Source organism: Bacillus sp. FSL R5-0416 (assembly GCF_037975425.1).
In the GTDB taxonomy this organism is placed as follows: Bacteria; Bacillota; Bacilli; order Bacillales; family Bacillaceae; genus Bacillus; species Bacillus subtilis.
The window spans coordinates 3,846,673-3,873,454 of the sequence record NZ_CP150252.1 but is presented as its reverse complement, the minus strand read 5'-3'; the positions used below and the strand labels follow the sequence as shown (position 1 = coordinate 3,873,454).

Genomic DNA, 26,782 nt, shown 5'->3' with positions numbered 1-26,782 from the left:
CTCACTTGGACCGTTTTTTATATTATCCGTTATCTTTAATGCCATATCTCGTCATCACGCTAATTGTGTCGTTTACGATGCACGAGCTTGCCCACGCTTATGTCGCATACAAATTCGGTGACGATACGGCGAAAAAACAAGGAAGACTGACGCTGAATCCCATTAAACACCTTGATCCGTTCGGAACCATTTTGATTTTGGTGGCCGGCTTCGGGTGGGCGCGCCCCATTCCCGTGAATCGCCGCTTCTTTAAGAAGCCTCGGCTTGCCGGTGTGCTCGTATCTATAGCCGGGCCCGTCAGTAACCTGATTCTTGCGTTTATTGGTTTCTTTTTGTTAGTGTTGATGCATGCGTACGGAATGGAAATGCTTGCGGCGTTCAGCACGGGGCTGGATCAGTTTTTTTCTATTTGGATACAGCTGAATCTTGTCTTGTTTTTATTTAATCTGCTGCCGCTTCCTCCGCTCGATGGCTATCGAATTATAGAAGATCTCGTTCCGCCGGGCGTGCGTGCCAAAATGACGCAGGCGGAGAGCTACGGCTTTATCGTATTTTTGGTGCTGTTTGTGACACCGCTAGGATCTTACGTGCTGTGGCCGATGCTCAATGCAGGAAGAGATTCGATTTTAAAGCTGTTTTCAGCGATATTTCAACCGCTTTTGTAGGAGGTAGAACTTCATGGAAGAAAAAAAGAAAAAATCAATCGGGTTTAATATTATCAAAAGTGATCCGACAGACGGACACGGCGGTTTTGGCGTAGGGGCACTCAGCCTTGATAACATTTCTCCCGTATTCGTTGATGTAGAAGAAAAAGAAGCGTTCGTAGACATCGGCGCCATGCATGCCCGCAGCACCGTTGAAAAAGGAATTAAATTTCTCCCGAATAAAGAAGAAGTGCCGAACGGAAAACCATACTGGCTTGTGTGGGTAACGATTGACAGAAAAGAAGAGGGGCCTTATTACGCTGGTGTGACAGCCTGTGAAATGACGGTCGACAGAAGTATCAGAAGAGGCTACAAGTCGCTGCCTGAGCATGTGAATTTGATGGATAAATCCATGAAACGGAAAATCATCGTTGATAAAATGGACGACAGCTCGAAGCGTGTACTAGGCGAATTTCTGAAAAAGCATGATCAGGGCCTATGGGACCGTTCCTCAGATGAGTTAAAAAAGAGCCTGCTTCCGGAAAACAATTAATTTATGAATTTTCTGTGAATTTTTAAAGTATTTGAGATATTTTTCATAAACATTGAGTAAACTGGTGATACAGAAATAGGACATGGAAAATCCCGAGCCGAAACAAGACTCGGGGTTTTTCATTTTTAGGGGGATATGATGTTCGAAACCATTCGAGTCGGCGATTGGTTGATAAAAGCCGACGTGGAAGAAACGAGAAAGCAATATGAGAAAGATATAGAGGATATGTGTGAATGCGGTAACTGTCTTAACTATTACGAGGCAGTGAATGAACTGCCAGTCCAAAAAGCACAAGTATTAGAAAGTTTCGGCCTCATTCCGTCCAAATGCACAGATATAAATTATCATGGGGTAAAAGATCATCTGCACTTTTATATAGCGAGTTATTTTATAGTAGGCCGTATTGTTGAAGGAAAACAAGAATGGAATCCGAAAAAGATTGATTTCTCGTGGCATATTTCATTTTCAGTGCCGCAACACCAAATTTACATTCCTAAGGGTTTTCCAAAACCAATTATTCAGCTCGATTGTGTTACGCTTCTTCCATGGGTCATTGACCAACCATACGAATAACCCGGCCTCCGAGGAGCCGGGTTATTTTCAATGATGTCGCCCCAGCCATTTGTCCCACCACTTTTTCTCGGAAGCGGGCTTTTCTTTGGATGGAAGCCGGTCTTTTGTTTGTTTTGCGGGTTCTGCCCCGTAGCACACGTTTGCGGGTTCTGTCCCTTTCACAAAATATGTGTAATGCTTAGCGGCGCAGCCGGGACCTGATGAGTAGCCTGTTTCCGGATCAATGTACACACCGGTTACGCCTTTTGGTGGCTTGAACGCGGTTTCCGGTTCGCCTTTGAGCGCGTCCTCCATGAAGTCCGCCCAAATGGTTTTAGCATAGCTTTTTTCTTCGACCGAGTCGATGGTGCTGTTTTTGTCATAGCCGGTCCAAACACCGGCGGCCAGCTTCGGATTGAAGCCGATCATCCAGCTGTCTGCGCTGGTGGTTCCTGATTTTCCGGCATACGTTCTTGTCAGGCGGTTGGCTATCGTTCGCCCCGTAACCGACGTATATCCATTTAAATCGGTATCAAACATGCCTGTCATCATACTCGCTGTGACAAAAGCGGCTTTTTCATCAAGCACCTGTTTATGCTGATTCGGGTTTTCGTACAGCACGTGGCCGGCTGCGTCCGTTACTCTTGAAATAAAAGTCGGTTCGATTTTCTTTCCGCCATTTGCGAGCATGGCATAGGCGTTGACCATCTCAATCGGACGTACGGGTTCGGTGCCGAGTGCCAGGGACGGCAGTGCTTGAAGTTGGGCGGTAATGCCGAATTCCTTTGCCGTCTTTACAAGTTTGTTCGTGCCGAGAAAAAGATGCGTTTTCACAGCGTAAATATTGTCGGAAAGCGCCAGCGCCTGCAGAAGCGTAATCGGCTTGTTGGCATAGTATCCGTTATAGTTGCTTGGAGAATAGGTTTCTCCCTTTGCATCAATTTGAAACTCGGTTTCTTCGCTTTTCATCAAAGTGACTGGCGTAAATCCGCTCTGAATCGCTTTATAGTACAGCAACGGCTTGATCGTCGAAGCAGGCTGGCGCTTCGCCTGTGTCGTCCGGTCAAACGGGCTTTTTTGATAATCCCTGCCGCCGACAAGGGCGAGAACGTTTCCGGTGCGGGGATCAATGGCTGAAAACCCGACTTGAATGTCAGAGCCCGCGTTAACCGTTTCGGTAATGGTCTCCTCGGCGATGCGCTGCATCCGTTTATCTACCGTTGTATAGACGTTTAACCCGCTCGTTTCAATTTGCTCCCGTGTCATGCCGAGCTTTTTCTCCAGCTCTCTCATCGCATTGTCGTAGAAATAAGGAGCCTTTCTCTTGGAAACTTGTTTATTCAAAGGCTGATAGGAAAGAGGTTCCTTGATCAATTCATCCGCTTTCTTTTGGCTGATCATCTGCTGCTTTTCCATCATCCGCACAATCGTTTTCTGGCGTTCCTTGGCCTTCGTCTCATTGACATACGGTGAATAGCCGGAAGGGCCTTTCGGGATACCTGCCAAAAGCGCCGCCTCCGCATCCGTCAGGTTTTTGGCATGCTTGCCGAAATACAGGCGGGAAGCTGCTTCAATGCCGTAGGCGCCGTGTCCGTAGTAAATCGTATTTAAATAGCCTTCTAATATCTCGTCCTTAGAATAGTTTTGTTCCAGACGGATCGTATAGAACGCCTCATTCCATTTCCGTTTCCACGTTTTGTCGTGTTCAAGGTATAAGTTTCTCGCATATTGCTGGGTGATGGTGCTTGCACCCTGAACCTTGGCAAATGCTTTCAGGTCAGCAAGCGCCGCGCCGGCCATGCGTTTATAATCAAAGCCGTGATGATCGTAGAAATTTTGGTCTTCAATCGCCACTGTCGCTTTTACGATCGTCGGATTCATGTCCTTTAAGGGGATCCAATAGCGCTTTTCGCCGTAGTTCGTTTCCCCGAGCTTTGAGCCGTCACTCGCATACAAAATCGTGGATTGCGGCACTTGCACCGAGGGAGCGCCCTGGTATTTGGCTATCAAAATGACAGTCATAAACACGGCAGCTGCCGCCAAGGCCGCAAAAGCCCCTAAAAAGATAAAGGCGCGAACGGTTTTCAGCGTCAGTCTCAGCCGTTTATTTGTCATTGCATCCACAACGGGTTCCCCCTTTTTTTATGTTTCTACTATTATGAGAAAAAAAGATCGTTTTTAAACATCGCAGAACAGGACGCATCTTTACTTTTTCCCCGCCATCCTCTATACTTTTTCCTTAGGTGAAAATGAGATTTCAACCGAGAATAAAAGCTGATAAGACGCTTACAATAAATGAATACAGCCTCGAAAGGGAGATGACAATTGAGCGAACTTTGGTACACAGAGAAGCAGACGAAAAACTTTGGCATTACGATGAAGGTTAACAAGACGTTACATACAGAACAAACGGAGTTTCAGCATTTAGAAATGGTGGAAACAGAAGAGTTCGGCAACATGCTTTTTTTGGACGGCATGGTGATGACATCTGAAAAAGACGAATTCGTTTATCACGAAATGGTGGCGCATGTCCCATTATTCACGCACCCAAATCCGGAGCACGTTCTCGTAGTCGGCGGTGGTGACGGCGGCGTTATCAGAGAAATCCTGAAGCACCCAAGCGTGAAAAAAGCGACACTTGTAGATATTGACGGCAAGGTTATCGAATACTCTAAAAAGTTCCTTCCTTCTATCGCAGGCAAACTGGATGATCCGCGCGTTGACGTGCAGGTAGATGACGGATTTATGCACATTGCAAAATCTGAAAATCAATATGACGTCATCATGGTAGATTCGACTGAACCAGTCGGACCGGCTGTAAACCTGTTTACAAAAGGATTCTACGCAGGAATCGCAAAAGCGCTGAAAGAAGACGGTATTTTCGTTGCGCAGACGGACAACCCATGGTTTACACCGGAATTAATCACAAATGTACAGCGCGACGTGAAGGAAATCTTCCCGATTACGAAGCTGTATACGGCGAACATTCCGACATATCCGAGCGGTTTGTGGACATTTACAATTGGCTCGAAAAAATATGATCCGCTTGCAGTGGAAGACAGCCGTTTCTTCGATATTGAGACGAAATATTACACAAAAGATATTCATAAAGCGGCGTTTGTTCTGCCGAAATTTGTGAGTGACCTGATTAAATAATGAAGGTATGGCGCAGGAGCGAATCTTGCGCTTTTTTACAGGAAAGCGAGGGTATTATAGATGAGATTTGATGAAGCTTATTCAGGAAAAGTATTTATCGCGAGCCGTCCCGAGTGGGAAGAGGCGGACGCCATTCTTTACGGCATGCCGATGGACTGGACAGTCAGCTATCGCCCGGGCTCACGCTTTGGTCCAAGCAGAATCCGTGAGGTGTCAATCGGCCTTGAGGAATACAGCCCATATTTAGACCGCGATCTGGCTGACTTGAACTTCTTTGACGCCGGCGACATTCCGCTGCCGTTCGGAAATCCGCAGCGAAGCCTGGATATGATTGAAGAGTACGTGGACAGCATTTTAGAAAAAGGGAAGTTCCCAATGGGTATGGGCGGGGAGCACCTCGTGTCATGGCCTGTCATTAAAGCGATGTACAAGAAATACCCAGACCTTGCGATTATCCATTTTGACGCACATACAGATCTTCGTGTTGATTATGAGGGAGAACCGCTTTCTCACTCCACGCCGATCCGTAAGGCGGCAGAATTGATCGGACCGCACAATGTGTATTCATTCGGAATCCGTTCCGGCATGAAAGAAGAGTTTGAATGGGCGAAGGAAAACGGCATGCACATCTCAAAATTTGAAGTGCTTGAACCGCTGAAAGAGGTGCTTCCGAAGCTGGCGGGCCGTCCGGTTTATGTCACAATTGACATTGACGTATTAGACCCTGCACACGCACCGGGTACAGGAACGGTTGACGCCGGCGGCATCACGTCTAAAGAACTGCTTGCATCCGTCCATGAAATTGCGCGTTCAGAGGTAAACGTAAAGGGCGCTGATTTAGTGGAAGTCGCACCGGTGTATGACCACTCAGAGCAAACGGCAAACACAGCCAGCAAAATCATCCGTGAAATGCTGCTTGGGTTTGTGAAATAGTTTTTAATAAAAAAGGGTCTGAATTACATCCAGGCCCTTTTTTATCTTTTAATTATTTAAAGTCATTTTATAAGAAATTCTTTTATTAGATTCGTCGTCTATTACAGTATAATAAGCAGATACTTTTGATGATTCAGGATTGAAATTTTTATAATTTACTTTTTCGTCGGGATACAAACTTAATCCTACATATCCTAGTACTGTTTTCCCTGGTGGAATCTCTGTATTGAATTGATACTTATCCGGCAAATCATAATTATAAGGCATCAATTGTTTATTATATTGATACTGACCAAAAAATAAAAAGTTTTTTCCGTCCGGTGAAAGATCTTCTAGAGTAATTTTATGATTAGAAGTATTTTCAGCATTAAAAGGCAAAATGTATATATATTTTATGGAATTTGTATCTTTATCAAATGACTTGACCGGCTTTAATGGTTTTAAAATATGGAATTTTATTCCTTTCCCTGTATCGATTGTTTGGTTTGCGGCAATATTAATATTTTTTGGAGTATATTTATCATTTTGGGCATTCACTGTATAGAAACGAACACAGCTGAATGTTACTATTATTAATAAAACAATAAAGAAAATCCAACGTTTATTCATCTGTATCCTCCAGTTTACCTTCACTAATATCAATAATTCTGTCGACAACACTATTTTCACATAGTGTATCATCATGACTAGCCACTACAATCGTTGTGCCGTTTTCTTTTTCGGTTTTTAGGATATCCAGTATAAGATTAATCCCTTTTTTGTCTAAGGCATTTGTCGGTTCATCTAAAAGAAGTAATTTGGGTTTTTCCATTATTGCTTGAGCAATTCCTAAGCGTTGCTTCATCCCTAAAGAATAGCGTTTGACTTTACGCTTATCTTCGGGGTCTAACCCAACTTTTCTTATTACTTCTTTGATTTCTTCATCAGATACTTTTTTCTTGATAGAAGCAAGGAATTTCAGATTTTGAAATCCCGAATAGACAGGGATGAAGCTCGGGTATTCAATTAACAGACCTGTATGTTCAGAGAAGTCAATATCTTTTCCGATCACGAGGCCGTTAACAGAAACTTCGCCTTTTGTTAATGTTAGCAGTCCGGCGATGGCTCTTAAAATCATTGTCTTTCCAGATCCATTATGGCCTCTTAACACGACAAATTCGTTTTCTTTAATTGAAAAACTGATATCATCTAATACATGATTTCCCTTTAATTTTTTTACTATATTTTTACACTCGATATACGACGTCATAATTACTCTCCTAAAATATCTGTTTTTTTAATAAAAACTAGGCTGATAAAAGTACAAGCTGCACAGAAAATAAGTGCAATCAATAAAAAGTCAGAGGCATGAAAAAAACGACCATCTGAGTAGTTAATGTTCATGCGCGAATAATCAATAAAAGCCCACTTTCCAGCCATAGCAAATGAAGCGATGAATAAAGAGCTGTGAAAAAAAATAGATATTACAATATAAGCAACAATAATAATAAATGCTGATATAAAAGATATCATGAAAGTTAAAGTTTCTAGCAAAACTGCATACATAAACGAAACTAAGATTTGAATTAACATAAATAATATTACCTTGCTGTTCAGTTCTGCTGTAAAGCCATTAAATGAGGTAAATAACATAATGTATATAAAAAGCCATACGCACCAAATAGATCCAATCAGAACAAACAGTGACAGAAGTTTGCTGAATATATATACTCCTTTTTTGGGGAGTTTTGGAAGGATATAAGCTCCAGAAATTTGAATGTCACTAAACATAAAATTACCCACAATCAACAAAGGCAGCACTTGAAAACTAATCCATTGTAGAGGGATAGATAATCTATGCTGTGTATATAAGATATGTAGATCAAAGAAATTCATCGAATGAAATAGTGTGGTCAGGCTGTCGGAAAAACTTTGATGTTCTAGCTGTCCCGTCTTATTGCTATTCCAGAGGAAGCATAAAAGAAGGAGGGCAACAGCTAAGCTAATGACAAAGTATGTAATCTTACTTTCATTGAAACGCATGACAATATCACGTTTCAGCATATTCATAAAAGACAATCAGTTTGCTCCTTTCTCCTCAACCTGCTGTAAATAATTGCGTCGCTTTATAGATTCTATAGAAATCCCGAATAATAACAACATAATCCCTAATCTAATCAATAATAATTCAGCCGAATCACTTAATTCCAGTACAAAACCATTTAAAAAGAGCATACCATTACATGCAAGGTAATCAATCAAAAATAAAAGAATGAATAGAAAAACTACAATGATTTGATTCAAATACAGTAAAATAAATGAAACAACATAACAAATGAAAATAAATGCAAAGACATGAGTGATGAAAGATATCGGGGTCATATACAATAGTCCCGTATCATTGAATACACATAAAGTATATAATTCACCCATAATGATAATCCCGTATACTGCTGAAAATAAAAGTGTTTTTAAAAGGTATATCATTGTTAGATAAGGTGCATTGTTTACTCGGATTACAGTATAAATTGAAAAGTAATCGGATGAGATCAAAACAGAAAATACAACGGCAGCAGGGCATAAAATAGAAACGAGATGCCAATAGGAAAAAATATTTTCCAGTACAAAACTATCATCACTACCATTTTCTTGATGAAAAAAGAAATAAACAGCAATTAACTGCAGCAGTAATGCGACGGTGATACCCGGCCACTTCATTCTTAATGTTGATTTTAGAGTATTATAATAAAACACGGCGTTTTTTTCCCCACATATAAAGTAAAGTAGTTACAATGAACACGCTAAGGTTCAAATAAATAAACTTATCTACACTCAAAAACCCTCCATCGTTAACAATATATTTCATTGGATTGTAATGGTTGTTGAGTAAAGTAAAGCCTATCAAATTAATTAAGAAAGGTATGATATAAACAAAATATTTCTTTTTAATAAAAAATGATAAAGCTAATCCAATGGAAGAGAGAATGGCACCGTACAAACCATTTAGTATAAATAAAATGAGAGTATAAATCAGCGAGTTTTCATAATAAAGGTTTGCTAAATCAGTTCCGCCCAAAACGATTGGGTCCATATAATTGACGATTCCGTCCGGATTTACTGAAGGATATGTCATCATCAGCAAGTAAAGGTTTAATAATAACGGTAAAAAAATAACCAAAAAAGAAATCACAACATTCAATCCGAATAATACTGTAAAGTATTTCTTTTTAGTTGTTTTTGTTATAACATTCATAAAAAATCCAGTATTTTTATCTTCACGGTACATACCGGACATTGGAAGTGATGCTAATAACGGAAGAATGAGAATCCAGACAGTCTGAGCTGAGGTTGTATTTCCTTCTGCAATATTCGATAAAAACGGTGAGTTATGGATTTCATAAGGAAGATTGATCTTCTGATGAAAGAAGAGTATACCTAGATAACTGACGATCATAAGAACGATACTAATGAATAAAGAAAAATAAATCTCTTTATTTTTCAATAAACGCTTTAAAAAGAAAGAAATCATGTGCGAGGCTCCTGTTTTTTTATTAAAACTCTGTGTGAGTTTTGGATAGTTTTATTTTAATAAACAATCTTGAAGAGTGGATATTATTTTTACCTTAAAAAGCGATCTTACATGTTTAATGTAAGATCGCTTTGTTTTGAGAAAGCTATTAATAGATTGTGTAATTTCCCTTAGGTTTTACGCTGTCAGGACTCCAATCAGTTGAGAAGGAATCACTGCTGCGGCTGTAACCGCCAAACCTTACGGGTACATTTCTCCCGTAATCTTCAACAGCAGTGTTGGAAAATAAGTATGTATGACCCGGGTGTACTGTTCCTTCGTGAGTTCCACCACCGGATACATTGTGCCAGTCGCGCCCGCCAGAGTGAACGTTTTTATCTGCCTCTGCCCATACATTAAATTTACCTCCATCATCTTTCTTTAGGAGATGCATATACATGTAGCTTCTATTTTGTTTTCTTCGAGCAGTTGTATAGTCGTAAGGGCTGTACCATCTGAAAGTAAAATGCACCCTTGAATCGCTCGTATTTGCTTTTGCATGAACCGCCTGTGTAACACCCAGTGAGGAAACTGCGATCCCAAACATGATGATGAGTAAACTAATCCTTTTTTTGAATTGAACTTTCAAAATAAATCCTCCATTTTTAAACTTCAATTGAAGTGATACTGAACTTAAGTCATATATATATTAGTTCAAAAAAAAGGAAAAGTAAACATATTTTTATTTTCGTATAATAAAAATTATCTTGTTTCCTATGTTTGTGGGTTAGGTAACCAATTTGAATTAGTTAGTAATAATATTTAGAGATTCAAAAAATAAAACTTTTGTCCCGATTGTTTATTTAACAAAAAAACAACCGGTGAAAACCGGTTGTATTCATTAAATCATTCCTCGTTGTGCAACTTCAATTTGGTGTGTAGGTGCATTTGCAATAGTTGTTGCCACGAACACAGTGCTTAGAGCCAGACAAGAGAGTAATAGTTTAGACTTCAATTTCATACAAACTCACTCCTCCTTGAATAAGTTGCCTTACTTGTTCCACCTTCAAAAAATAAGCAGAAGCTTTTTGAAAATTTTTACGTTCATGATAATATTTTGCCACATCAATAGCGAAATCTTCAAGATCAGCATACAACATTTTACTTTCGAGAAAATTAAAAAATCCTTGAATTGCTTCTTCATCCGGGCCTGATAAGTATAAAGATTTCAAAAATTCAAACTCTGATAAATATATTACATCTCCGGCCTTTTGTGAATAAGCCATTCCCTTACTATGATATTCATGAGCTTTATCCATTTTTCCTAATTTATAATGGATCTGTGTAATTAAAAAATACGCTTGAGGTAAGGAAGGAAGAATATTTGATTCTTCAAAAACAGCTATTGCTCTTTTGAAATAAGGTATGGCATCCTCATATTGGCTTTGGCTGTTTTTACAAAGCCCGATATTGTACAAAGTTCTCCCCATTAATTGGGGCTGCTTTTCAGCTTCTGCCATAGAATAAGCTTTTTGAAAATGTGAGATGGCATCCTCATACTGTTTTAAATCTAAAAAATTGGTGGCAAATAAAGAATGACACTGCAGCAATCTTATATTATAAGCTTCATGTTCTTTGTATATTTCATATGCTTGCCGTGCATAGTCCATTGAAAAATACGTTTGTTTCATATAGTAATAAGATTCAGACAACTTAAAGAAAAACTCAGCTTTCTCTATCCGATCCTTAACGAATATCAGCTTGCTTTCGGCCTTTTTGAAAAATTTAATAGCCGACAGATATTCCCGCTGGTCCAGCTCATACATGCCTCTGAAGAAATTAAAATAGTACTCAAGCAGACCAGTTAAACGAGCCTGTTTTTTATCAATCTCAAGCAGCAGATCAGACAGTCTCGGCTGTTCCTCAATCCTCATTTTTTCTAACGGTTCAAGGTACTCAAGCATTAGGTTGTGCCGAAACTCCATCAGTGAATAGTACAAATGAAGGTCTTGATCTTCTTCCATTTGATCCAGCTCTTGCTTGATTTCTCGTCGCAAATATTCTGCATCGGGTATGCTGAATCGGCGTATGTACATATACCATTCGTTAATCTTTTCTCCGATGGAAGAAGAAGATATGACACCTGTCACGTTTGCAAATCCCTCCCTTCATAATTCTATATATGTCATATTTTATCATCAACATTCTTGTGAGAAGCGCAAAAAAACCGCAATTTTTTCTTTCGTTACACCGCATGTTTGGAGATATATTTTCAAAAAGAAGCTTTTACCCTCAGTAATTTGTACAAGCAAACACGTTACTCTTCCATATTCTGTTATATCTGCGTGAGCAGTGTATGTCTGAAAAGGAAGTGAAGGAATGAGAAAAAATAAGCTTTCCTTTAAAGAAAAAGCAGGAGCAGAACAAGAAGAGTGCTTATGTTTTTGTGAGGGAGAAGCAAGCCGAGAAGCCATGTTTCAAGCGCCGATTGAATTACCTGAAGGATTTGTCGTTGATCCGGCTGAAGCTGTTGCAAACGTGACGTGGAATGCAGACAGCCTTTCTTGTGTCAGTGACCGTTGCTTAATTCAAACGGGGCCAGAGCCTGATGAGGTCGGTGTTCAATTTGCAGTGCGCCTGCAGGGAACCGTTACGCTACTCGTCAGTGTCTCACCTGTGCGAAATCAATATGGACAAGGGGACGGGGCTGTTTCCGTCATTCACAATGCAGAAATCGATCAAGTCGTCTATTATTCCGATGAACCGGATGATTGCCCGGATATCAGTGACATCACGATTGAGAACCTTGTTGTTGTTCCGCCGTTTTACGGCAGTCCTTTATCGGTGACGGGGACGATTGTGCTTGTACCGGAGCCGGAACCCGTCTACGCGTTTACAGCGAATCCAAATGATCAATCAGTTTCTGTGATTGATACAAACACCCATACTGTTGTGACAACGATTGCTCTTCCGTACAATCCGGCAGGTATTGAAATTACGCCAGATAAAAGCGCTGTGTTTGTCTTACATCCCAACAATAATGTGATTTCTGTCATCGATTATGACACATTAACAGTGACAGCAACTATATTGCTGGATCAGCCGCCTCGATTGATTAGATTTATCCCTAATCATGAGTTTGCTTATGTTTTCACCGGTACTGCCATTTATGTGATTGGAATTGATACGTTGACTGTTGAGAGGTCTATTCCTGTAGAAGGTTTTGATATTGCAATTGACCCCAATGGGTTGTTCGCCTATGTTCTTAATTTTGGGTTAGTGCAAAAAGTGGACTTATCTACCGGTGAAGTCTTAGGAACGATTGAACGAGAGCTTATCGTATCATCCATAGAAACAGATTCTACGGAGCGGTATGCGTATGTATTAGAACAAGAATTCTTATTCAATTATTTGACGGTTATTGATTTAAATACGTTTACGATCAGGGATACCCAAGAGCTGGAGCCTGACGGGCTATATGTAATGTTTACGAGTGGATCAGAGGTGTATTTACATGACAGCTTCACTGGCAATTTATATTCTGTCAGTCCGAATGGAGCAGGTGTAATTGGAAATCTTCCGCAATCAGCAACAGACTATGCGTTTACCCCGAATGGCGATTTTCTGTATGCAACTCGTTTTATAGAGCAGAGCATCATTGTTTACAACACAGATGATTATTCTGAGGAAACTGTGATATCTCTTGGGGTTTCACCGGGTGCCATTACGATTTAACCGCTGCATGTTGTGCATTTCTAAAAGGACGTGAAATCATGAAAAAGAATGATCTTTCTGCTTTACAGGAAAATTGTTTCTGTTTTTGTGATGAGGAAATTAGCCGGGAAGCGCCGTTTCAAGTGCCGATAGATATCCCTGAGGGCTTCAAGGTTGATTCGGCAGAAGCGTCAGCGGCTGTTACATGGAGTACAGACAATTTGTCCTGTATCAGTGAGCCTTGCTTAATCCAGACTGGGCCGGAACCAGAAGGTATCGGTGTTCGATATGCCGTGAGAGTACAAGGGACCATTACGCTTCTTGTCAGTGTGTCGCCTGTACGAAATCAATATGGACAAGGAGACGGGGCTGTTTCGGTGATTCATACCGAAGAGATTGATCAAGTTGTTTATTATGCAGCACAGTCTGACCGCTGTCCTGATTTTAGTCAAATGACAGTGGAAGATCTTCTCATTGTACCGCCTTTCTACGGCAGTCCGCTTACGGTGGCCGGGACACTTGTTTTACCGCCATCGCCAGACCCTCAATCATATGTGTTTACTGCCAATACTGGAGACAGCACGGTTTCGGTCATTGATGCAGATTTAAACACTGTTGTAAAAACAATCCCGTTTTCTGCTGTGCCAACTAATCTAGGCGTTACTTTCGATAAAGCATTCACGTATATCCTCCATGGAAATACCAACCTTGTCTCAGTGATTGATAATAAAACATTAACTATCATAAATACCATTACTGTTGGAGGAGGGCCGAGAAAAATCGAATTTGATCCAACAGATGAGTTCGCATACGTGATGGCCGCCGGATCTATATATGTGATTAACACGGCCTCTCAATCGGTCATTGATGTCATTCCGATACCCGGCGCTTTAGACTTTGCTCTTGATCCGAATGGACAGTATGTCTATACCGCTAATGGAAGCAGTTGGTCGGTTGATAAATATGATGTAAATACTGGGCAGTTGGTAGAAAGTATCATAGATTCATTTGAATTTCCCAGTTTAATTGCAACTCCTTACGCTGGAAATTTTGCGTACGTGTTGAATGGTGAGTTGTGGCCGAAAGGTGTAACGGAGATTAGTTTGTCTCCATTAAGCAGGGGAGGGGACTTCAGCCGTTTATTTGAAACGCTGATGGCGATTGTATTTTCTCTCGATAGTACTAGAGCTTATTTTCTAGAGCCATATAGTGAACCGTTTCTCATTAATAACTTATATGTAGTTAATACAGCCAGACAGAGGATCATTGCAAACGTGTCTCTCCCCGGCGCCTTTGACCTCGCCGTAACGCCGGACAAACAGTATATTTATGCGGCACAGCCCAACGACAATGCTGTGACCGTGTACCGCACAAGTGATTATACAGCCGTGACGGTGATTCCGGTTGGCGCGGGTCCGTCTGCGATTGCGATGTAGCTATTTTATAGATCAAGAGAAGCGGTGCTGCGATAAGAGAATCGTTTATAAATAAATGATCCGATTTGCTGAATGGCAGCCAGGATAATAAGAAACAGCAGTTCACTTATAGAGAAACTGAGCATCCACCAAATCCCGGCTGCTGCCAGCACTCCCGCAAACACTTTTCTGAACAGGCTGCCGTGCCGGAAAAGCTGCCGCAAATACGTTCGCATGCAAAACAATAAATACAGGATCAGTAGCATCGCAAGTCCCATTGAAAGGGCAGGGGGCGTATGAAGGCGGAAAGGGACGGCTTTAACGATTTCGAACATGCAGCCGAATATGAAGACTTGGCACAACACGGCAGCCATCACGTATGTTTGGCGGACGTTTTTATAGCTGTCACGCAGCGATTTGACGTCTTCTGCATATCGGCTGCACAAGTTGTGTTGCTGAAAGTCACAGCAGCTTTGATGAGACTGTGTGAGTTTCTGAAAAGCTGCTGTCATGTTTTTCACGGATTGGGTGACATAATGAAGATAGAGAAAAGCAGGCAGCATCAGGAGGGCAGCGGTACAAGCCAGCAGTCCGAGCCGCACAGCATCATTGTTGATCATCTGTACATATTGGGCGGCGGCTTCGGCAACGGCCTGAACCCAGCCGAAGGAATAAGCCGCCATACCTATAAGCAGCAATAAAAGGGTAAAGACAGTGTTTTTTTTCATTGTCTGATCGCCTCTTTCTGAGAAACGTGAATGATCGCTTTGTTAGAAGATGCAATTGCATCAATGAGAGACAAGAAAACCTGCGCATCCATATCTTGAATGATGTGGTACATGTCAAGAAACGAGCAATCGCACCTGTCACACTCGGCTGCCCACTCGAAGCATTTACGCACATAATCGCTGTCATAAATGATCGCGTCTGTCAAAGAGTCCTTGCCGTATTGAAGCCAGGCGGCAACCTGTTCTTTCTTCTGTGTGACATAGTATGAAGCCACATCGATATAAGCTGAAGAATGGGTCCCTTGACTGTGAAGGATCAAGAAACCGCCATCCTCATATATATAAGTCTCGGCTGACAAGCGATCGATTTCCAGACGGTACGTTTGCTGAATCTCTTGAAAAAATGGTGAATCTAATTGAAATAGAATACGAGCCGCGATATCCCAATAAAGCTTTATCGACAACAGATCGTTTTGCCCGGGAAGTGCGCCGATCTGTAATCCGGTCCAGGTATCTTCCATCCGCTCCTCATCACCCAGCACCATTTTTTGTGAGAGGGCTGGAGGGCATGCCGGGATGATTTTTCTTTCAGCATGATAATCCGGACGCTTTTCCAGCTGGAGGTGAGGAGGCAAAAGCGTTTCTGTATTTTCTGAGCCCCCAATCAAAAACAGTGTCATCCGATGGGCTTGGTAGGCAGCCTTATAGGCTTTTTGTAAATCATTGATGTCCAGCGCCTCAATATCTTCGATTCTGCCTGCGGGGAAAACGGCAGCTGGTGAGGAGGGAGAAAGCATGCTGATCAGCTGATAATGATATGAGAGCTGATGGTTAAGGTGTGCTGTTTGAATTTCGCTTGTAATCACAGCTTTTTCCTGAGCGACAATCTTCTTGTCAAATGAGTGGTTCCATAAAGCATCAAGCAGGATGGGGATCGTTTGTCTGAGCCGATCCGGTAATGAGGTAAACATGAAATTGGTATCGGTGTAGGTAGTGAATGCGTTTAAAAGCGCGCCATGCGCAAAAAAATCACTGTACAGATTGCGGCCGTTATGCCAGAAGAGAAGATGCTCTAAAAAATGCGCTGTGCCATACGGAAGCAGTGTATCACCGGATTCTGCCCGTATACATACATCCCGGCTTCCAAAATCGATTTTTAAATTGCACAGCCGCAGGTGGGTGCGGGGGAATTTAAATCTGAATATTTTTAGTCCGCTGTCTGTGTATCTGATATCGGTTCGTTCATCCAGTTGTTGAAAAAAGGCTTTCTTTTCCATCTCTTCATCCCCTTACTACATGAGCTCCGATATAATTGATGGTCGCTATGAATTGCAATACATCACGGCATGTAACCGCTGAGATGCCATCCAGCAAGGCTTCTTTCGTGCAGGAGAAGCGGCGCAGGATCCCCATATAGGCCAATAGACCTTCGGGAGAATCGAATTGCAGCAGCAATTCATTGCGTAAAAACTGCTTTGCCTGTTCTAGTTCCCGCTCATCTGTATGAAAAGCTGAGACAGCTTCCAAAACGCGCGGGGGAATGTCTATCTCATGAAGCTGATCTGTACATATTGAAACAAGCAGCAAATTGTTCATGACATCGTAACGGGTGATAACGTGATAGACTGCCAGATCCTTCTCTCTGAAGTGCTTGAATAAAGCGGAATGGCCGTACTTTCCCAGTAATCCGTCTATTAGCTGTATTTTGATATAATCGCTGGCATCTTTCATCTCTCCGCAGTCAAATCCGAGTGTCAAGACGGAAGGACCTGCAGCGCTGCGTGTCTCTGTTTCAAAAACATGCCGGTTTACGGGTATTCTTCCGGACGTTACAGCGGACGTTTGCGGGGCATGTCCCCGAACATCACATGCTTGTACTTGTCCCAATATGTTCAGCTGTTTTTGTTGGGACACTAAATCAACGATAAAGTCCGTTGCGTCGAGAAACCGTTTAGGATGAATCGCCTTTATCCTGTCTTTCCGGCCAAACATGCCTGTGCCGTACATCGGGTTTCCGAAGACCTCCTCAGCCAAGCGCGCCGCCGAGTAGGAGAAAGGATCAGTGAATTTCTTTTCGATTCTCAGCAGCAGCTCATTCCTGGCCTTTTCAACTGCTTCGAATGAAAGAGAAGAAGGGAAAGACAAGTCTGCAAAAGTTTTCAGCAGGGCGTCAACATGAAGATTCCCGTTATATAATGGGTGAATCAAACGGGTCCCGCAGGTTTTCAGCTGCTGATCAAAAAAGAGATTCGCTGAGTACATGAAACGGCTGCCGGCAGCACAACCAAAAGCGTCAATGATTTGCTCCTTCAGGTATGCGGCGGCGCCGTAAAAATAAATTGTTTCTTCCTCAGGTTCCACCGCGCTTTCGATTGGTTTCAGAAAGCTCGCGGCGATTGAAATAGTTGAAAATTGATGAGTCTTCAGCAGGTTAACTTCCAAGCCGTTCTCTTTTGCTTGTATCAAAGAAACCACCTTCCTGTTTTTGCAGGTAATAGACTATGACCAGACCGGCTATCGGAATGACCGCCAAGGATACAGCGGTGCCGGCTAATGTGGCTAAGAATAGGGGAAGACAAAACAGATAAGACCGATATTTTGAGAAACCGCTCCATAGCTGCTGCTCCGTCTGCCAGCTGAAGGAGGGCCTTTTTTCATCCGCAGTTAACCTGATAAAAGCTCCCGCCAGCAGCAACTCAATACACTGCAAAAAAGTGAGAACTGAAATCGGACGGCCGCTGATGAAACCCACAATCATCACGACAAGGAGAAATCCGCCTGCCAATAGGCCTGAATAAAAGCGATATTTCGCCCAAAACATCATTTTCCGCTTGATCGGAAGCGTGATGAGCAACATCCGGTCATTTTTTTCAATCGAGTACAAAAGGGCGATCGGCGAGCAGATGAGCAAAAGCGCGGAAATCACGATATAAATCACTTGCTGATTGAAGATGCCGGTATTCATCATCTGGAACGAAAAGAAGCCGCTGAATACCGCCATTACCGCGTAATTTAACAGCATCGCTTTAGAAGAGATAAATCGGTTCCATTCTCTTTTGTAAAACGAAAATTCAGATCGCCGCATAAATGAATGCATCTTGCCCTGCTGCGGAGGCGCCTGCAGAAAGACAGGAAAGTCAATGATCACCGCCCACAGCATATGCACCGCGCAAAGCGGAAGCGTGGCGGCCGGCATCAAAGCGGCGCTGAGACATACACAGGCGAATATCGCCGCATGCAGCAGAAACATCAAGTTCTTCTTTTTGACGAAGTGGTTGCTTAGCACAACTCCGAAAATAATGGAGTAAACGGTAAAAAACGAAAACCTGCCGAGCCAAAACAATGTTTGCGCCCCTGACAGCGTTCCGTTTCCAAATAAGAACAGCGGTAAAATAAAAAAGAATAAAGTTCTTCTCAAACAGGTATCGACAAACAAAACGACACTCTGGGCGAGCCAAAAGCTCCGTGAAGAAATCGGCAGCAGGCAGCTCAGTTTCATATAAGATTCCTTCCATTGAGATGTCACGGAAAGAAACACCATATATGTGTTCATCAAAAGAAGCGCGAGTATGATATACGTTTTGCGCAACACCGATTCATCAATGCCGGCCTGGCGGATCAGCCCGATTTCAAACACGGCCAGAATGACAAGGCCTGCGGCAATGCGGATGGCGTCCTTTTTCCCTTGCCGGCTGTAAAGCTGTTTGAACAGCAAAGACATGATAGGGATTATGTTATTCATGGCCGATCACCTCAAAAAATTCCCGCCGCAGATCGGTCTCCTCTCCAATCGGAATGACCTTTTGGATCTGTTTGTTGTGAAGAATAGCCGCATAATCACAAAATCTTTGCACGACATCGAGCAGATGAGAAGAAAACAAAATGGTCCCGCCTGCTTCACAGTACTCGCGCATTTTCTGATAAAAAACCTCTATCGATTCCACATCCAAACCGACGAGCGGCTCATCCAAAATAAACAGGGGAGCGCGCAGCAATAAGCCTGTCATCAATACAACCTTTTGCCTGTTCCCCAAGGACAGCTCCGAAATTCTCCTGTTGATGTATTTCGAAAAATGAAAGGCCTCGGCCAAACTGGCAAACTGCTGCTCTGAAAAATCCTTTTGATAAAGCGAATGGACGAAAGACACATAGTCCTTCGCCGTAATTTCTGTAAATAGCAGCGGATAATCGGCGGCGAAGTAACGGTGAGTCTTCAGCTGATCTGATGTTTTCTGCGGCATGCCGGCCTCCGCTTCAATTCCGCACAGTGTAAAGCGCCCGCTGAAATTGCGGTTCACGCCTGTCAGCGTATTAATCAGTGTCGTTTTTCCGGCGCCGTTTACCCCAAGCAACCCGTAAACGGCACCTTTTTCTAAATGTAAATCCACTTGTTCTAAGATGACGTTGTCCCGTTCATACCAAACGGATACATCGTGTATATCCAAAATGCTCATCGCGAGTCAGCCTTCCGCGCGCGCATCCCGAACAGAATGGCAATGGCAATGAAAATCAGCGTAAACAGATAATCGCTTTTGACAAAATAGACGACTGCGCCGATGACAAAGATAAATGAAAGGATATACAGTAAAATTCTTCTTTGTGCTGGTGACAAATCGTTTCCCTCCTAAATAAGCTGGACCACGTCTTCTAATTGTTCATTTTTCGCCCAAGAGCAAATGTTTTTCCGGTGATATTTGTTAGAGTTCAGCCCTTTTAAGTAACAGCCTCCGCAATAGCCGCTGAACGGGCATTTGTCTTTCATGCAATGTTCGCTGAACCGCGGCGCTTGCGCTTGCCACAGTTTATGGACGAGAGGGGAGTTAAAGATGCTTTCATAGGAATCATGAAAAATATTTCCCAATGAAAATTCCTTTGGAAAGAGGGCGCAAGGACGTACTTCGCCGAACGGGCTGATCACAATGGACTTCCAGCCAGCGCCGCAATTTGCCGCGCGTTTTCGTTCATAAGGAATAATCGGAATCAGATCTTTAAACTCATCAATCACATTTTGCTCGTATTCCATAAACTTGCGGTGCTGCTCGGCGTCTTTCGTTGGATGGACAATATCCCTGCCTCTTCCGAAATCGTCAACCCAATTGTAAGAGAACGCCTTCGCCCCGAGATCCCGAACCTTTTGGGCCATATCGTGGATTTCCCACATGTTTTTTTCGAAGACAGACATGGCGACTCTGACAAATATACCGTGGTCACTCAACAATTTTATCGTTTTACAAGTTTGGGCAAAAGAGCCTTTTCTCCCTCTAAAGGAGTCATGGACCTCGGAATTGACACTATCAAGAGAAATGCCGACGATGATTTTTTGCTTGTAAGCCTTCAAAAGCTCCAAACTCTCTTTTCGCATGAGTGTTCCGTTTGTTAAGACAGCGACTTTTTTGAACTTTTTACACACATAGTCAAGAATCTCATTGGCGTTTGGATGGACAAAAATTTCTCCGCCTGTGATTTCGCATGTCAATACACCGTTATCAAACAGCATATCAGCTGTTTTTTTGAATTGCTCAATCGACACGGTGCCGAGCGCTTCAGGTGAGCTTTCCAAATAACAGTGGGCGCATTTCAAATTACAGCGGTGCGTCAGTTCAAAGGTGGCGTGGAGCGGCATCGGAAATTCATTGCTTCCGCTCGTGGTGATTGTATGGCGGCTGGCCCGGTTTCCAAGCTGAATAACCTGCTTGTTCTGGAGCATGTTGAGCATGTCGTAATACCAATCTTTATGGTCTTCCGGTGATTCATCATACACTGCACATTGCTCAGCTAAAATCTGCTCAGCTGTTTTTTGGCCATCCATGCGCATGCAGAGCTCGTAAGCCGTTTTGTTGAGATCCAAATACTCAAAGTCAGAAATGGAGACATTATCGCGCAAGTAGTCGATTTCTAACACGCCGCCCTCAGGAAGCTGGTGAACTCTTACACTTTCATTAATAAATGGAAACATCTGCTCTATAAACAAAATACCATCCCCTATACATATGATTCAAATGAAAAACGGTTGTGTATGTATATCCAAGAGGTAGATTTTAGTTAAAAATTGTAATTTACTTAAAAAGGGCATAGTAGAATGACTATGCCCTTTTGGGAGATCCTTACCCCCATAGACCGAATAGACCTGTTGCACCGGCAATTTCAAAATCAGGGATAGGACCGTCCACTAGACAAGCGGCTCCGATCGAGCATGTTGCACAACCTTTGTTTTCTACAATGACAGCTTTTTTCATAATTGAATCCTCCCTTTTTTTTGTTTTTCTAGCAGATCTATGTTGTACTTTTATCTTAAAACTATCAAATTACTAATTCAATACATATAATTTGAAAAAAATGTGAAAAGCAAATGATAGATTTCGGAAAAATGTAACATTTCCTAAGGGTAATTAGTGATATGATTTTCTCTTCTATATAAGGAAATGCTTTTTATGAGGTTTATCTTCAAATCTGATGAGCAATGATGGTAAGATAGAAGCAGTTGAAGTTTACAAACCGAATGATTATACTATTCAAGTCAAAGTGGAATGATGAAAAGGACGTGTCAGAATGAAGCAAGAGACACCGATAACACTCCATGTGAAGTCTGTGATCGAGGATGACGGAAACCAAGAAGTCATCGAATTCCGCACCACCGGATTTTACTATGTAAAACAAAATAAAGTGTATCTATCTTATTATGAAGAACACGACTTAGGCAAAGTCAAAACGATTGTGAAAGTAAGCGAAGGCGAAGTCCTGGTCATGAGGTCAGGCGCTGTCAAAATGAATCAGCGTTTCGTAACGGGAGCTTCCACAATTGCTAAATATAAAATGTCATTTGGTGAGCTTGAGCTGAAAACAAGCACAAAATCGATTCAATCTGATCTCGATGAAGAAAAAGGCCGTATCAGCATCGCATATGACATGCATGTCGGAGACGAGCAGGAGCATTTACATAATATGACGATCACGTATGAGGGAGGAACTCACGCATGAACATTGCGGAACAAATGAAGGACGTGCTGAAAGAAGAAATTAAAGCGGCCGTTCTGAAAGCGGGACTGGCTGAAGAAAGCCAGATTCCCAATGTTGTTTTAGAAACACCGAAAGATAAAACACACGGCGACTACTCAACGAATATGGCGATGCAGCTGGCAAGAGTGGCAAAAAAAGCGCCGCGTCAAATCGCTGAAGAGATTGTCGCCCATTTTGATAAAGGAAAGGCTTCGATTGAAAAACTGGATATCGCCGGCCCGGGTTTTATCAATTTCTATATGAACAATCAGTATTTAACAAAGCTGATTCCGTCTGTACTGGAAGCAGGGGAAGCATACGGGGAAACAAACATCGGAAACGGTGAACGAGTTCAGGTAGAATTCGTATCAGCGAATCCGACGGGAGACCTTCACCTCGGGCATGCGCGCGGGGCGGCTGTCGGCGATTCCTTGTGCAACGTGCTTTCAAAAGCGGGTTACGATGTAAGCCGCGAATACTACATTAACGATGCGGGAAACCAAATCAACAATCTGGCGCTTTCTGTTGAAGTCCGTTACTTTGAAGCACTCGGATTGGAAAAACCGATGCCGGAGGATGGCTACCGCGGCGAGGATATCATTGCGATCGGAAAGCGTCTCGCTGAGGAATACGGTGACCGTTTCGTTAACGAAGAGGAAAGTGAACGCCTCGCGTTTTTCCGTGAATACGGCCTGAAATACGAGCTGGAAAAGCTTCGCAAGGACTTGGAAAACTTCCGTGTGCCGTTTGATGTGTGGTATTCAGAAACATCACTGTACCAAAATGGAAAAATCGACACGGCGCTTGAAGCGCTCCGCGAAAAAGGCCATGTCTATGAAGAAGACGGCGCGACTTGGTTCCGTTCCACGACGTTCGGCGATGATAAAGACCGCGTATTGATCAAGAAGGACGGCACGTACACGTACCTGCTTCCTGATATCGCGTATCATAAGGACAAGCTTGACCGCGGCTTTGATAAGCTGATCAATGTTTGGGGCGCCGATCACCACGGCTACATCCCGCGTATGAAAGCGGCAATCGAAGCACTGGGCTATGAAAAAGGAACGCTTGAAGTAGAAATCATTCAGCTCGTTCACCTTTACAAAAACGGCGAGAAAATGAAAATGAGCAAACGGACCGGTAAAGCCGTAACGATGCGTGACCTGATTGAAGAAGTCGGCTTGGATGCTGTTCGTTACTTCTTTGCAATGCGAAGTGCGGACACCCATATGGATTTTGACTTAGATCTTGCTGTATCAACATCTAACGAAAACCCTGTGTATTATGCACAATACGCGCATGCCCGTATTTGCAGCATGCTTCGCCAAGGGGAAGAGCAGGGACTTAAACCGGCGGCAGATCTTGATTTCAGCCATATTCAATCAGAAAAAGAATACGATCTGCTGAAAACGATCGGCGGCTTCCCAGAGGCAGTGGCGGAAGCAGCAGAAAAACGAATTCCGCACCGTGTCACAAACTATATTTATGATCTGGCTTCTGCTCTGCACAGCTTCTACAACGCAGAGAAAGTCATCGACCCTGAAAATGAAGAGAAAAGCCGCGCGCGCCTGGCTTTAATGAAGGCAACGCAAATTACGCTGAACAATGCGCTTCAGCTGATCGGCGTATCGGCTCCGGAAAAAATGTAATCACGATCAAAAGGACAAAGTCTTCGGGCTTTGTCCTTTTTTTATGAGAAAAACGTGTGATGTAATTCACAATCCTGTTTGGCGAGTTTTTGTATGATAAGACTGATTATTGAATCATTGAAAGGGGCAAGCCAAATGATCAACCGTCAACACATTCAATTATCGTTACAGTCATTAAGCTTGGTGGCAGGGTTTATGGTTTGGGTGCTGATTTCATCACTCATTTCCCAAATCACATTAGATATTCATTTAAGCAAGGGCGAGATTTCTTTGGTGACGGCGATTCCCGTTATCCTCGGGTCGCTTCTCCGCATTCCTTTAGGGTATTTAACGAACAGGTTTGGCGCGCGGCTCATGTTTATGGTCAGCTTCATCCTGCTTTTATTTCCTGTATTTTGGATCAGTATCGCGGACTCTCTGTTTGATTTAATCGCAGGCGGCTTTTTCTTAGGGATCGGGGGAGCGGTGTTTTCCATTGGAGTGACCTCCCTCCCGAAATATTATCCGAAAGAAAAGCACGGTGTCGTCAATGGGATTTACGGTGCAGGAAATATCGGGACAGCCGTTACGACATTTGCAGCGCCGGTTATCGCTCAAGCCGTCGGGTGGAAAACAACCGTGCAGATGTATCTGGTTTTGCTGGCTGTCTTTGCCTTACTGCACGTTTTGTTCGGCGACAGGCATGAGAAGAAGGTCAAAGTTTCTGTTAAGACTCAAATCAAAGCCGTTTACCGAAATCATGTGCTATGGTTTCTGAGCCTGTTTTATTTTATTACGTTCGGTGCCTTTGTCGCCTTCACTATCTATCTGCCGAACTTTCTGGTCGAGCATTTTGGGCTGAATCCTGCAGATGCCGGCTTGCGGACGGCTGGCTTTATTGCGGTTTCTACGCTGCTCAGGCCTGCGGGCGGATTCCTGGCTGATAAAATGAGCCCGCTCCGCATCTTAATGTTTGTTTTTGCCGGGCTTACATTATCAGGAATTATCCTATCGTTCTCGCCGACAATTGGCCTTTATACGTTTGGATCATTAACCGTGGCCGTCTGCTCAGGCATAGGAAACGGGACTGTTTTTAAACTGGTGCCTTTCTATTTTTCCAAGCAAGCGGGGATTGCCAATGGGATTGTGTCTGCCATGGGCGGATTAGGCGGCTTTTTTCCTCCGCTCATATTGGCGAGTGTGTTTCAGGCAACAGGCCAGTACGCGATCGGGTTTATGGCGCTTTCAGAGGTGGCGTTAGCCAGTTTTGTCCTTGTCATATGGATGTATTGGCAGGAAAGAATGAAAACACACACGGAGAGAAACAGCCAGAGCATCAACTAACACTGGGGCATTCACAAGATTGTTATTTTTTTCTCGATGGGTACAAATCAATTCACGTTACAATAAACACACAACGTGACTTTCTTCGAGGTGAGCTCATGAATTTTCTCTCTGTTCGACCATCTGATAGTGATCTTATTTCCAGCGATCTGCATGAATTGCTGGAATCGATCAGCACGAAAAGAAAAATGGAAAAACACACGTATTTGTTTCGAGAAGGAATGGATGCAGAAGAGCTTTATCTGATTCAATCAGGACTCATTGAAATCGGCAAGCTGACATCTGACGGAAAAGACCTGACGCTTAGAATCTGCCAAAAGCATGATATCGTCGGAGAATTAACACTTTTCACTGAAGAACCAAGGTATATGCTCAGTGCAAAAGTGCTAGAGGATGGCGAGGTGCTCGTCATTAATAAAAATAAGCTGGAAAAAGAATTAATCCAAAACGGCGCTTTGACATTTGAGTTCATGAAATGGATGAGCACGCACCTCCGGAAGATTCAGTCCAAAATCAGGGATCTGCTTCTTCATGGCAAAAAGGGGGCGCTCTATTCTACCCTTATCCGCTTATCAAACAGCTACGGAGTGGAGCGAAGCGACGGCATTCTGATTAACATTGTCCTGACAAATCAGGATTTGGCAAAGTTTTGCGCGGCTGCACGGGAAAGCATCAACCGTATGCTGGGAGATCTCCGCAAAAAAGGGGTTATTTCGATAGACGAATCCGGAAAAATTATTTTGCATAAGCGGGACTATTTACGATGTGAGATTGAGTGTGAAAATTGCCCGCTGGAGATTTGCAATATTGACTGAAAAAAACAAGGACAGCGGTGTCCTTGTTTTTTTACCTTGTCATAAAGAGGCACATGACGGCAAAAAAGAAGCAGGCATTCACGATTTCCAGAATGCCAATCGTTTTTACGGGCCAATCTCTTCCATGAAAAAACCATGCCCGCAAGCTGCTCGGGATAAAAGCGAGAAACGCCCATCCTGCTCCGAAAAGAGCGGATAAAAAGGGGAGCAGCAGGTGATATCCCCATGACCAGTATGCAAATGTCCTGTTTTTTCTTTCACGAATCACCGATTTCACATAAAAGGAACTCCCGATAAAAAATAAAGCAGACTGCAAGAAAATAAACCAAGCCCAGCCGTCGAGGGTTCCCATCCCCAGCCAGCAGCTCGCAAACCCGCCCGAACAAAAGAACAAGACACCTGCAACATCATTCAATAGGGCTCGTTCGTTTTTTCGGCGGGCAAAATACATATGTATGAGAAACAGCGGCAGTAAAGAAACGCCCACCCAGATGAGAGGCGGCTTATGAAAGACCGAGATCATCAAAAAGCAGCAGGCGGGAAAACCGTAATAACACATCCACTTTTGATATGGTTTGCTTTGTTTCTTTTTTAAGGCAAGCGTAAAGGGATAAACCGCTAAGTATAGGAAAAGCCAGCCTAGGAAGAGCGGAATATGCCAAATAACGGGGCCTCCCTTGGCCATGCCGAGTAAAAATGGGATCAGCAGCATCGCCCACGCGCCGTGCTGCTTCGGAATCAGCGCCTTCATCGAAATCCTCCTTTTTTCTTTCATTATAAATGCAGTCACCCTCCTGATAAGTGACATTCATCATAC

30 protein-coding genes and 1 pseudogene are annotated in these 26,782 nt (G+C 43.0%); 12 read left to right on the top strand and 19 right to left on the bottom strand.

Features of this window, described 5'->3' with window-relative positions:
- The first annotated feature begins 5 nt into the window (after positions 1–5).
- From NYE20_RS20470 to NYE20_RS20460, 3 genes are all read left to right on the top strand, one after another.
- Positions 6–665, top strand: a complete 660-nt coding sequence (locus NYE20_RS20470; protein ID WP_003243167.1) for a site-2 protease family protein — start codon at positions 6–8, stop codon at positions 663–665.
- A 13-nt stretch (positions 666–678) separates the two neighbouring features.
- On the top strand, positions 679–1,197 hold the full coding sequence (locus NYE20_RS20465) for a YwhD family protein (RefSeq protein WP_032727077.1): 519 nt from the start codon (positions 679–681) through the stop codon (positions 1,195–1,197).
- Positions 1,198–1,332: 135 nt separating this feature from the next.
- On the top strand, positions 1,333–1,770 hold the full coding sequence (locus NYE20_RS20460; protein ID WP_231573525.1) for a hypothetical protein: 438 nt from the start codon (positions 1,333–1,335) through the stop codon (positions 1,768–1,770).
- Positions 1,771–1,797: 27 nt separating this feature from the next.
- On the opposite strand, the gene NYE20_RS20455 is transcribed toward NYE20_RS20460, so the two are convergent.
- Positions 1,798–3,873 (bottom strand): transglycosylase domain-containing protein, encoded by a 2,076-nt coding sequence (locus tag NYE20_RS20455; RefSeq protein ID WP_077670951.1) that lies wholly within the window; start codon positions 3,871–3,873, stop codon positions 1,798–1,800.
- A gap of 201 nt (positions 3,874–4,074) precedes the next feature.
- On the opposite strand from NYE20_RS20455, the gene speE reads away from it, so the two are divergent.
- Both speE and speB read left to right on the top strand, forming a co-directional pair.
- Positions 4,075–4,905 carry a spermidine synthase gene (speE, locus tag NYE20_RS20450; protein WP_003227543.1) on the top strand — a complete coding sequence of 277 codons (831 nt, stop codon included), beginning with the start codon at positions 4,075–4,077 and terminating at the stop codon, positions 4,903–4,905.
- A 60-nt stretch (positions 4,906–4,965) separates the two neighbouring features.
- A complete protein-coding gene (speB, locus tag NYE20_RS20445; protein WP_003227545.1) occupies positions 4,966–5,838 on the top strand; it encodes an agmatinase in 873 nt (290 codons plus the stop codon).
- 48 nt (positions 5,839–5,886) lie between these two features.
- Here the strand turns inward: speB and NYE20_RS20440 are convergent, their stop codons facing one another.
- From NYE20_RS20440 to rapF, 8 genes are all read right to left on the bottom strand, one after another.
- A complete protein-coding gene (locus NYE20_RS20440) occupies positions 5,887–6,447 on the bottom strand; it encodes a hypothetical protein (RefSeq protein WP_015714897.1) in 561 nt (186 codons plus the stop codon).
- Entirely contained in the window at positions 6,440–7,087 is a 648-nt protein-coding gene (locus NYE20_RS20435) for an ABC transporter ATP-binding protein (RefSeq protein WP_015714896.1), read from the bottom strand. Before NYE20_RS20435 ends, NYE20_RS20440 begins: the two co-directional genes overlap by 8 nt.
- Positions 7,088–7,089: 2 nt before the next feature.
- The gene (locus tag NYE20_RS20430) at positions 7,090–7,887 is read right to left on the bottom strand and encodes a hypothetical protein (protein WP_235701103.1); all 798 of its coding nucleotides are present in this window, start codon (positions 7,885–7,887) and stop codon (positions 7,090–7,092) included.
- 9 nt (positions 7,888–7,896) lie between these two features.
- The gene (locus tag NYE20_RS20425; protein WP_021480844.1) at positions 7,897–8,571 is read right to left on the bottom strand and encodes a hypothetical protein; all 675 of its coding nucleotides are present in this window, start codon (positions 8,569–8,571) and stop codon (positions 7,897–7,899) included.
- Positions 8,558–9,346, bottom strand: coding sequence for a membrane protein (locus NYE20_RS20420; protein ID WP_015714893.1), 789 nt, complete (start codon positions 9,344–9,346; stop codon positions 8,558–8,560). Before NYE20_RS20420 ends, NYE20_RS20425 begins: the two co-directional genes overlap by 14 nt.
- 148 nt (positions 9,347–9,494) lie before the next feature.
- Entirely contained in the window at positions 9,495–9,974 is a 480-nt protein-coding gene (locus NYE20_RS20415; RefSeq protein WP_015714892.1) for a hypothetical protein, read from the bottom strand.
- Positions 9,975–10,226: 252 nt separating this feature from the next.
- Positions 10,227–10,346 (bottom strand): phosphatase RapF inhibitor PhrF, encoded by a 120-nt coding sequence (gene phrF, locus NYE20_RS20410; RefSeq protein WP_009968329.1) that lies wholly within the window; start codon positions 10,344–10,346, stop codon positions 10,227–10,229.
- Positions 10,330–11,475, bottom strand: a complete 1,146-nt coding sequence (gene rapF / locus NYE20_RS20405; RefSeq protein WP_032727072.1) for a response regulator aspartate phosphatase RapF — start codon at positions 11,473–11,475, stop codon at positions 10,330–10,332. The genes phrF and rapF overlap by 17 nt, the downstream gene beginning before the upstream one ends.
- 2 nt (positions 11,476–11,477) lie before the next feature.
- On the opposite strand from rapF, the pseudogene NYE20_RS20400 reads away from it, so the two are divergent.
- The 3 genes and pseudogenes from NYE20_RS20400 to NYE20_RS20390 all read left to right on the top strand — a co-directional run bounded on the left by NYE20_RS20400 (position 11,478) and on the right by NYE20_RS20390 (position 14,475).
- A pseudogene (locus tag NYE20_RS20400) lies at positions 11,478–11,708 on the top strand (hypothetical protein).
- Entirely contained in the window at positions 11,705–13,060 is a 1,356-nt protein-coding gene (locus NYE20_RS20395; protein WP_015250986.1) for a YncE family protein, read from the top strand. The pseudogene NYE20_RS20400 and the gene NYE20_RS20395 overlap by 4 nt, the downstream one beginning before the upstream one ends.
- Positions 13,061–13,098: 38 nt before the next feature.
- Entirely contained in the window at positions 13,099–14,475 is a 1,377-nt protein-coding gene (locus NYE20_RS20390) for a YncE family protein (RefSeq protein ID WP_161621153.1), read from the top strand.
- A gap of 5 nt (positions 14,476–14,480) precedes the next feature.
- Here NYE20_RS20390 and albG read toward each other — a convergent pair whose 3' ends face one another.
- The 9 genes from albG to sboA are packed head-to-tail and all read right to left on the bottom strand — an operon-like array spanning position 14,481 to position 21,418.
- Complete coding sequence (gene albG / locus NYE20_RS20385; RefSeq protein ID WP_085185518.1) at positions 14,481–15,182, bottom strand: antilisterial bacteriocin subtilosin biosynthesis protein AlbG; 702 nt, start codon at positions 15,180–15,182, stop codon at positions 14,481–14,483.
- Positions 15,179–16,459, bottom strand: coding sequence for a pitrilysin family protein (locus NYE20_RS20380; RefSeq protein ID WP_049140946.1), 1,281 nt, complete (start codon positions 16,457–16,459; stop codon positions 15,179–15,181). Before NYE20_RS20380 ends, albG begins: the two co-directional genes overlap by 4 nt.
- A gap of 4 nt (positions 16,460–16,463) precedes the next feature.
- The gene (albE, locus tag NYE20_RS20375; RefSeq protein ID WP_161621772.1) at positions 16,464–17,624 is read right to left on the bottom strand and encodes an antilisterial bacteriocin subtilosin biosynthesis protein AlbE; all 1,161 of its coding nucleotides are present in this window, start codon (positions 17,622–17,624) and stop codon (positions 16,464–16,466) included.
- Positions 17,614–18,924, bottom strand: a complete 1,311-nt coding sequence (albD, locus tag NYE20_RS20370; RefSeq protein WP_153257091.1) for an antilisterial bacteriocin subtilosin biosynthesis protein AlbD — start codon at positions 18,922–18,924, stop codon at positions 17,614–17,616. Before albD ends, albE begins: the two co-directional genes overlap by 11 nt.
- The gene (locus tag NYE20_RS20365) at positions 18,917–19,636 is read right to left on the bottom strand and encodes an ABC transporter ATP-binding protein (RefSeq protein WP_003227564.1); all 720 of its coding nucleotides are present in this window, start codon (positions 19,634–19,636) and stop codon (positions 18,917–18,919) included. Before NYE20_RS20365 ends, albD begins: the two co-directional genes overlap by 8 nt.
- On the bottom strand, positions 19,633–19,794 hold the full coding sequence (gene albB, locus NYE20_RS20360; RefSeq protein WP_003222006.1) for an antilisterial bacteriocin subtilosin biosynthesis protein AlbB: 162 nt from the start codon (positions 19,792–19,794) through the stop codon (positions 19,633–19,635). The genes NYE20_RS20365 and albB overlap by 4 nt, the downstream gene beginning before the upstream one ends.
- A gap of 12 nt (positions 19,795–19,806) precedes the next feature.
- Complete coding sequence (gene albA, locus NYE20_RS20355) at positions 19,807–21,153, bottom strand: subtilosin maturase AlbA (RefSeq protein ID WP_015714887.1); 1,347 nt, start codon at positions 21,151–21,153, stop codon at positions 19,807–19,809.
- 24 nt (positions 21,154–21,177) lie between these two features.
- Positions 21,178–21,330, bottom strand: coding sequence for a bacteriocin-like protein SboX (gene sboX / locus NYE20_RS20350; protein WP_010886632.1), 153 nt, complete (start codon positions 21,328–21,330; stop codon positions 21,178–21,180).
- A complete protein-coding gene (sboA, locus tag NYE20_RS20345; RefSeq protein WP_003222002.1) occupies positions 21,287–21,418 on the bottom strand; it encodes a subtilosin A in 132 nt (43 codons plus the stop codon). Before sboA ends, sboX begins: the two co-directional genes overlap by 44 nt.
- Positions 21,419–21,731: 313 nt before the next feature.
- On the opposite strand from sboA, the gene NYE20_RS20340 reads away from it, so the two are divergent.
- The 4 genes from NYE20_RS20340 to fnr all read left to right on the top strand — a co-directional run bounded on the left by NYE20_RS20340 (position 21,732) and on the right by fnr (position 25,965).
- Positions 21,732–22,160, top strand: coding sequence for a DUF1934 domain-containing protein (locus NYE20_RS20340; protein ID WP_003243604.1), 429 nt, complete (start codon positions 21,732–21,734; stop codon positions 22,158–22,160).
- The gene (gene argS / locus NYE20_RS20335; protein WP_043858867.1) at positions 22,157–23,827 is read left to right on the top strand and encodes an arginine--tRNA ligase; all 1,671 of its coding nucleotides are present in this window, start codon (positions 22,157–22,159) and stop codon (positions 23,825–23,827) included. The genes NYE20_RS20340 and argS overlap by 4 nt, the downstream gene beginning before the upstream one ends.
- A gap of 135 nt (positions 23,828–23,962) precedes the next feature.
- Positions 23,963–25,150 carry a nitrate transporter NarK gene (gene narK / locus NYE20_RS20330; protein WP_161621773.1) on the top strand — a complete coding sequence of 396 codons (1,188 nt, stop codon included), beginning with the start codon at positions 23,963–23,965 and terminating at the stop codon, positions 25,148–25,150.
- Between the two features lie 98 nt (positions 25,151–25,248).
- Positions 25,249–25,965 carry a fumarate/nitrate reduction transcriptional regulator Fnr gene (gene fnr / locus NYE20_RS20325; protein ID WP_014481215.1) on the top strand — a complete coding sequence of 239 codons (717 nt, stop codon included), beginning with the start codon at positions 25,249–25,251 and terminating at the stop codon, positions 25,963–25,965.
- 31 nt (positions 25,966–25,996) lie between these two features.
- Here fnr and NYE20_RS20320 read toward each other — a convergent pair whose 3' ends face one another.
- On the bottom strand, positions 25,997–26,716 hold the full coding sequence (locus NYE20_RS20320; RefSeq protein ID WP_049140949.1) for a YwiC-like family protein: 720 nt from the start codon (positions 26,714–26,716) through the stop codon (positions 25,997–25,999).
- Between the last annotated feature and the right edge of the window lie 66 nt (positions 26,717–26,782).

Bases quoted from the DNA above. Each gene is read 5' to 3' on its own strand.
- NYE20_RS20320 (WP_049140949.1), bottom strand. From the start codon at position 26,716: ATGAAGGCGCTGATTCCGAAGCAGCACGGCGCGTGGGCGATGCTGCTG.
- sboA (WP_003222002.1), bottom strand. From the start codon at position 21,418: ATGAAAAAAGCTGTCATTGTAGAAAACAAAGGTTGTGCAACATGCTCG.
- NYE20_RS20390 (WP_161621153.1), top strand. From the start codon at position 13,099: ATGAAAAAGAATGATCTTTCTGCTTTACAGGAAAATTGTTTCTGTTTT.
- albG (WP_085185518.1), bottom strand. From the start codon at position 15,182: ATGAAAAAAAACACTGTCTTTACCCTTTTATTGCTGCTTATAGGTATG.
- phrF (WP_009968329.1), bottom strand. From the start codon at position 10,346: ATGAAATTGAAGTCTAAACTATTACTCTCTTGTCTGGCTCTAAGCACT.
- NYE20_RS20440 (WP_015714897.1), bottom strand. From the start codon at position 6,447: ATGAATAAACGTTGGATTTTCTTTATTGTTTTATTAATAATAGTAACA.
- NYE20_RS20435 (WP_015714896.1), bottom strand. From the start codon at position 7,087: ATGACGTCGTATATCGAGTGTAAAAATATAGTAAAAAAATTAAAGGGA.
- narK (WP_161621773.1), top strand. From the start codon at position 23,963: ATGATCAACCGTCAACACATTCAATTATCGTTACAGTCATTAAGCTTG.
- NYE20_RS20460 (WP_231573525.1), top strand. From the start codon at position 1,333: ATGATGTTCGAAACCATTCGAGTCGGCGATTGGTTGATAAAAGCCGAC.
- fnr (WP_014481215.1), top strand. From the start codon at position 25,249: ATGAATTTTCTCTCTGTTCGACCATCTGATAGTGATCTTATTTCCAGC.
- NYE20_RS20380 (WP_049140946.1), bottom strand. From the start codon at position 16,459: ATGGAAAAGAAAGCCTTTTTTCAACAACTGGATGAACGAACCGATATC.
- NYE20_RS20420 (WP_015714893.1), bottom strand. From the start codon at position 9,346: ATGATTTCTTTCTTTTTAAAGCGTTTATTGAAAAATAAAGAGATTTAT.
- argS (WP_043858867.1), top strand. From the start codon at position 22,157: ATGAACATTGCGGAACAAATGAAGGACGTGCTGAAAGAAGAAATTAAA.
- NYE20_RS20365 (WP_003227564.1), bottom strand. From the start codon at position 19,636: ATGAGCATTTTGGATATACACGATGTATCCGTTTGGTATGAACGGGAC.
- albD (WP_153257091.1), bottom strand. From the start codon at position 18,924: ATGAATAACATAATCCCTATCATGTCTTTGCTGTTCAAACAGCTTTAC.
- speB (WP_003227545.1), top strand. From the start codon at position 4,966: ATGAGATTTGATGAAGCTTATTCAGGAAAAGTATTTATCGCGAGCCGT.
- NYE20_RS20465 (WP_032727077.1), top strand. From the start codon at position 679: ATGGAAGAAAAAAAGAAAAAATCAATCGGGTTTAATATTATCAAAAGT.
- NYE20_RS20340 (WP_003243604.1), top strand. From the start codon at position 21,732: ATGAAGCAAGAGACACCGATAACACTCCATGTGAAGTCTGTGATCGAG.
- NYE20_RS20395 (WP_015250986.1), top strand. From the start codon at position 11,705: ATGAGAAAAAATAAGCTTTCCTTTAAAGAAAAAGCAGGAGCAGAACAA.
- NYE20_RS20430 (WP_235701103.1), bottom strand. From the start codon at position 7,887: ATGAATATGCTGAAACGTGATATTGTCATGCGTTTCAATGAAAGTAAG.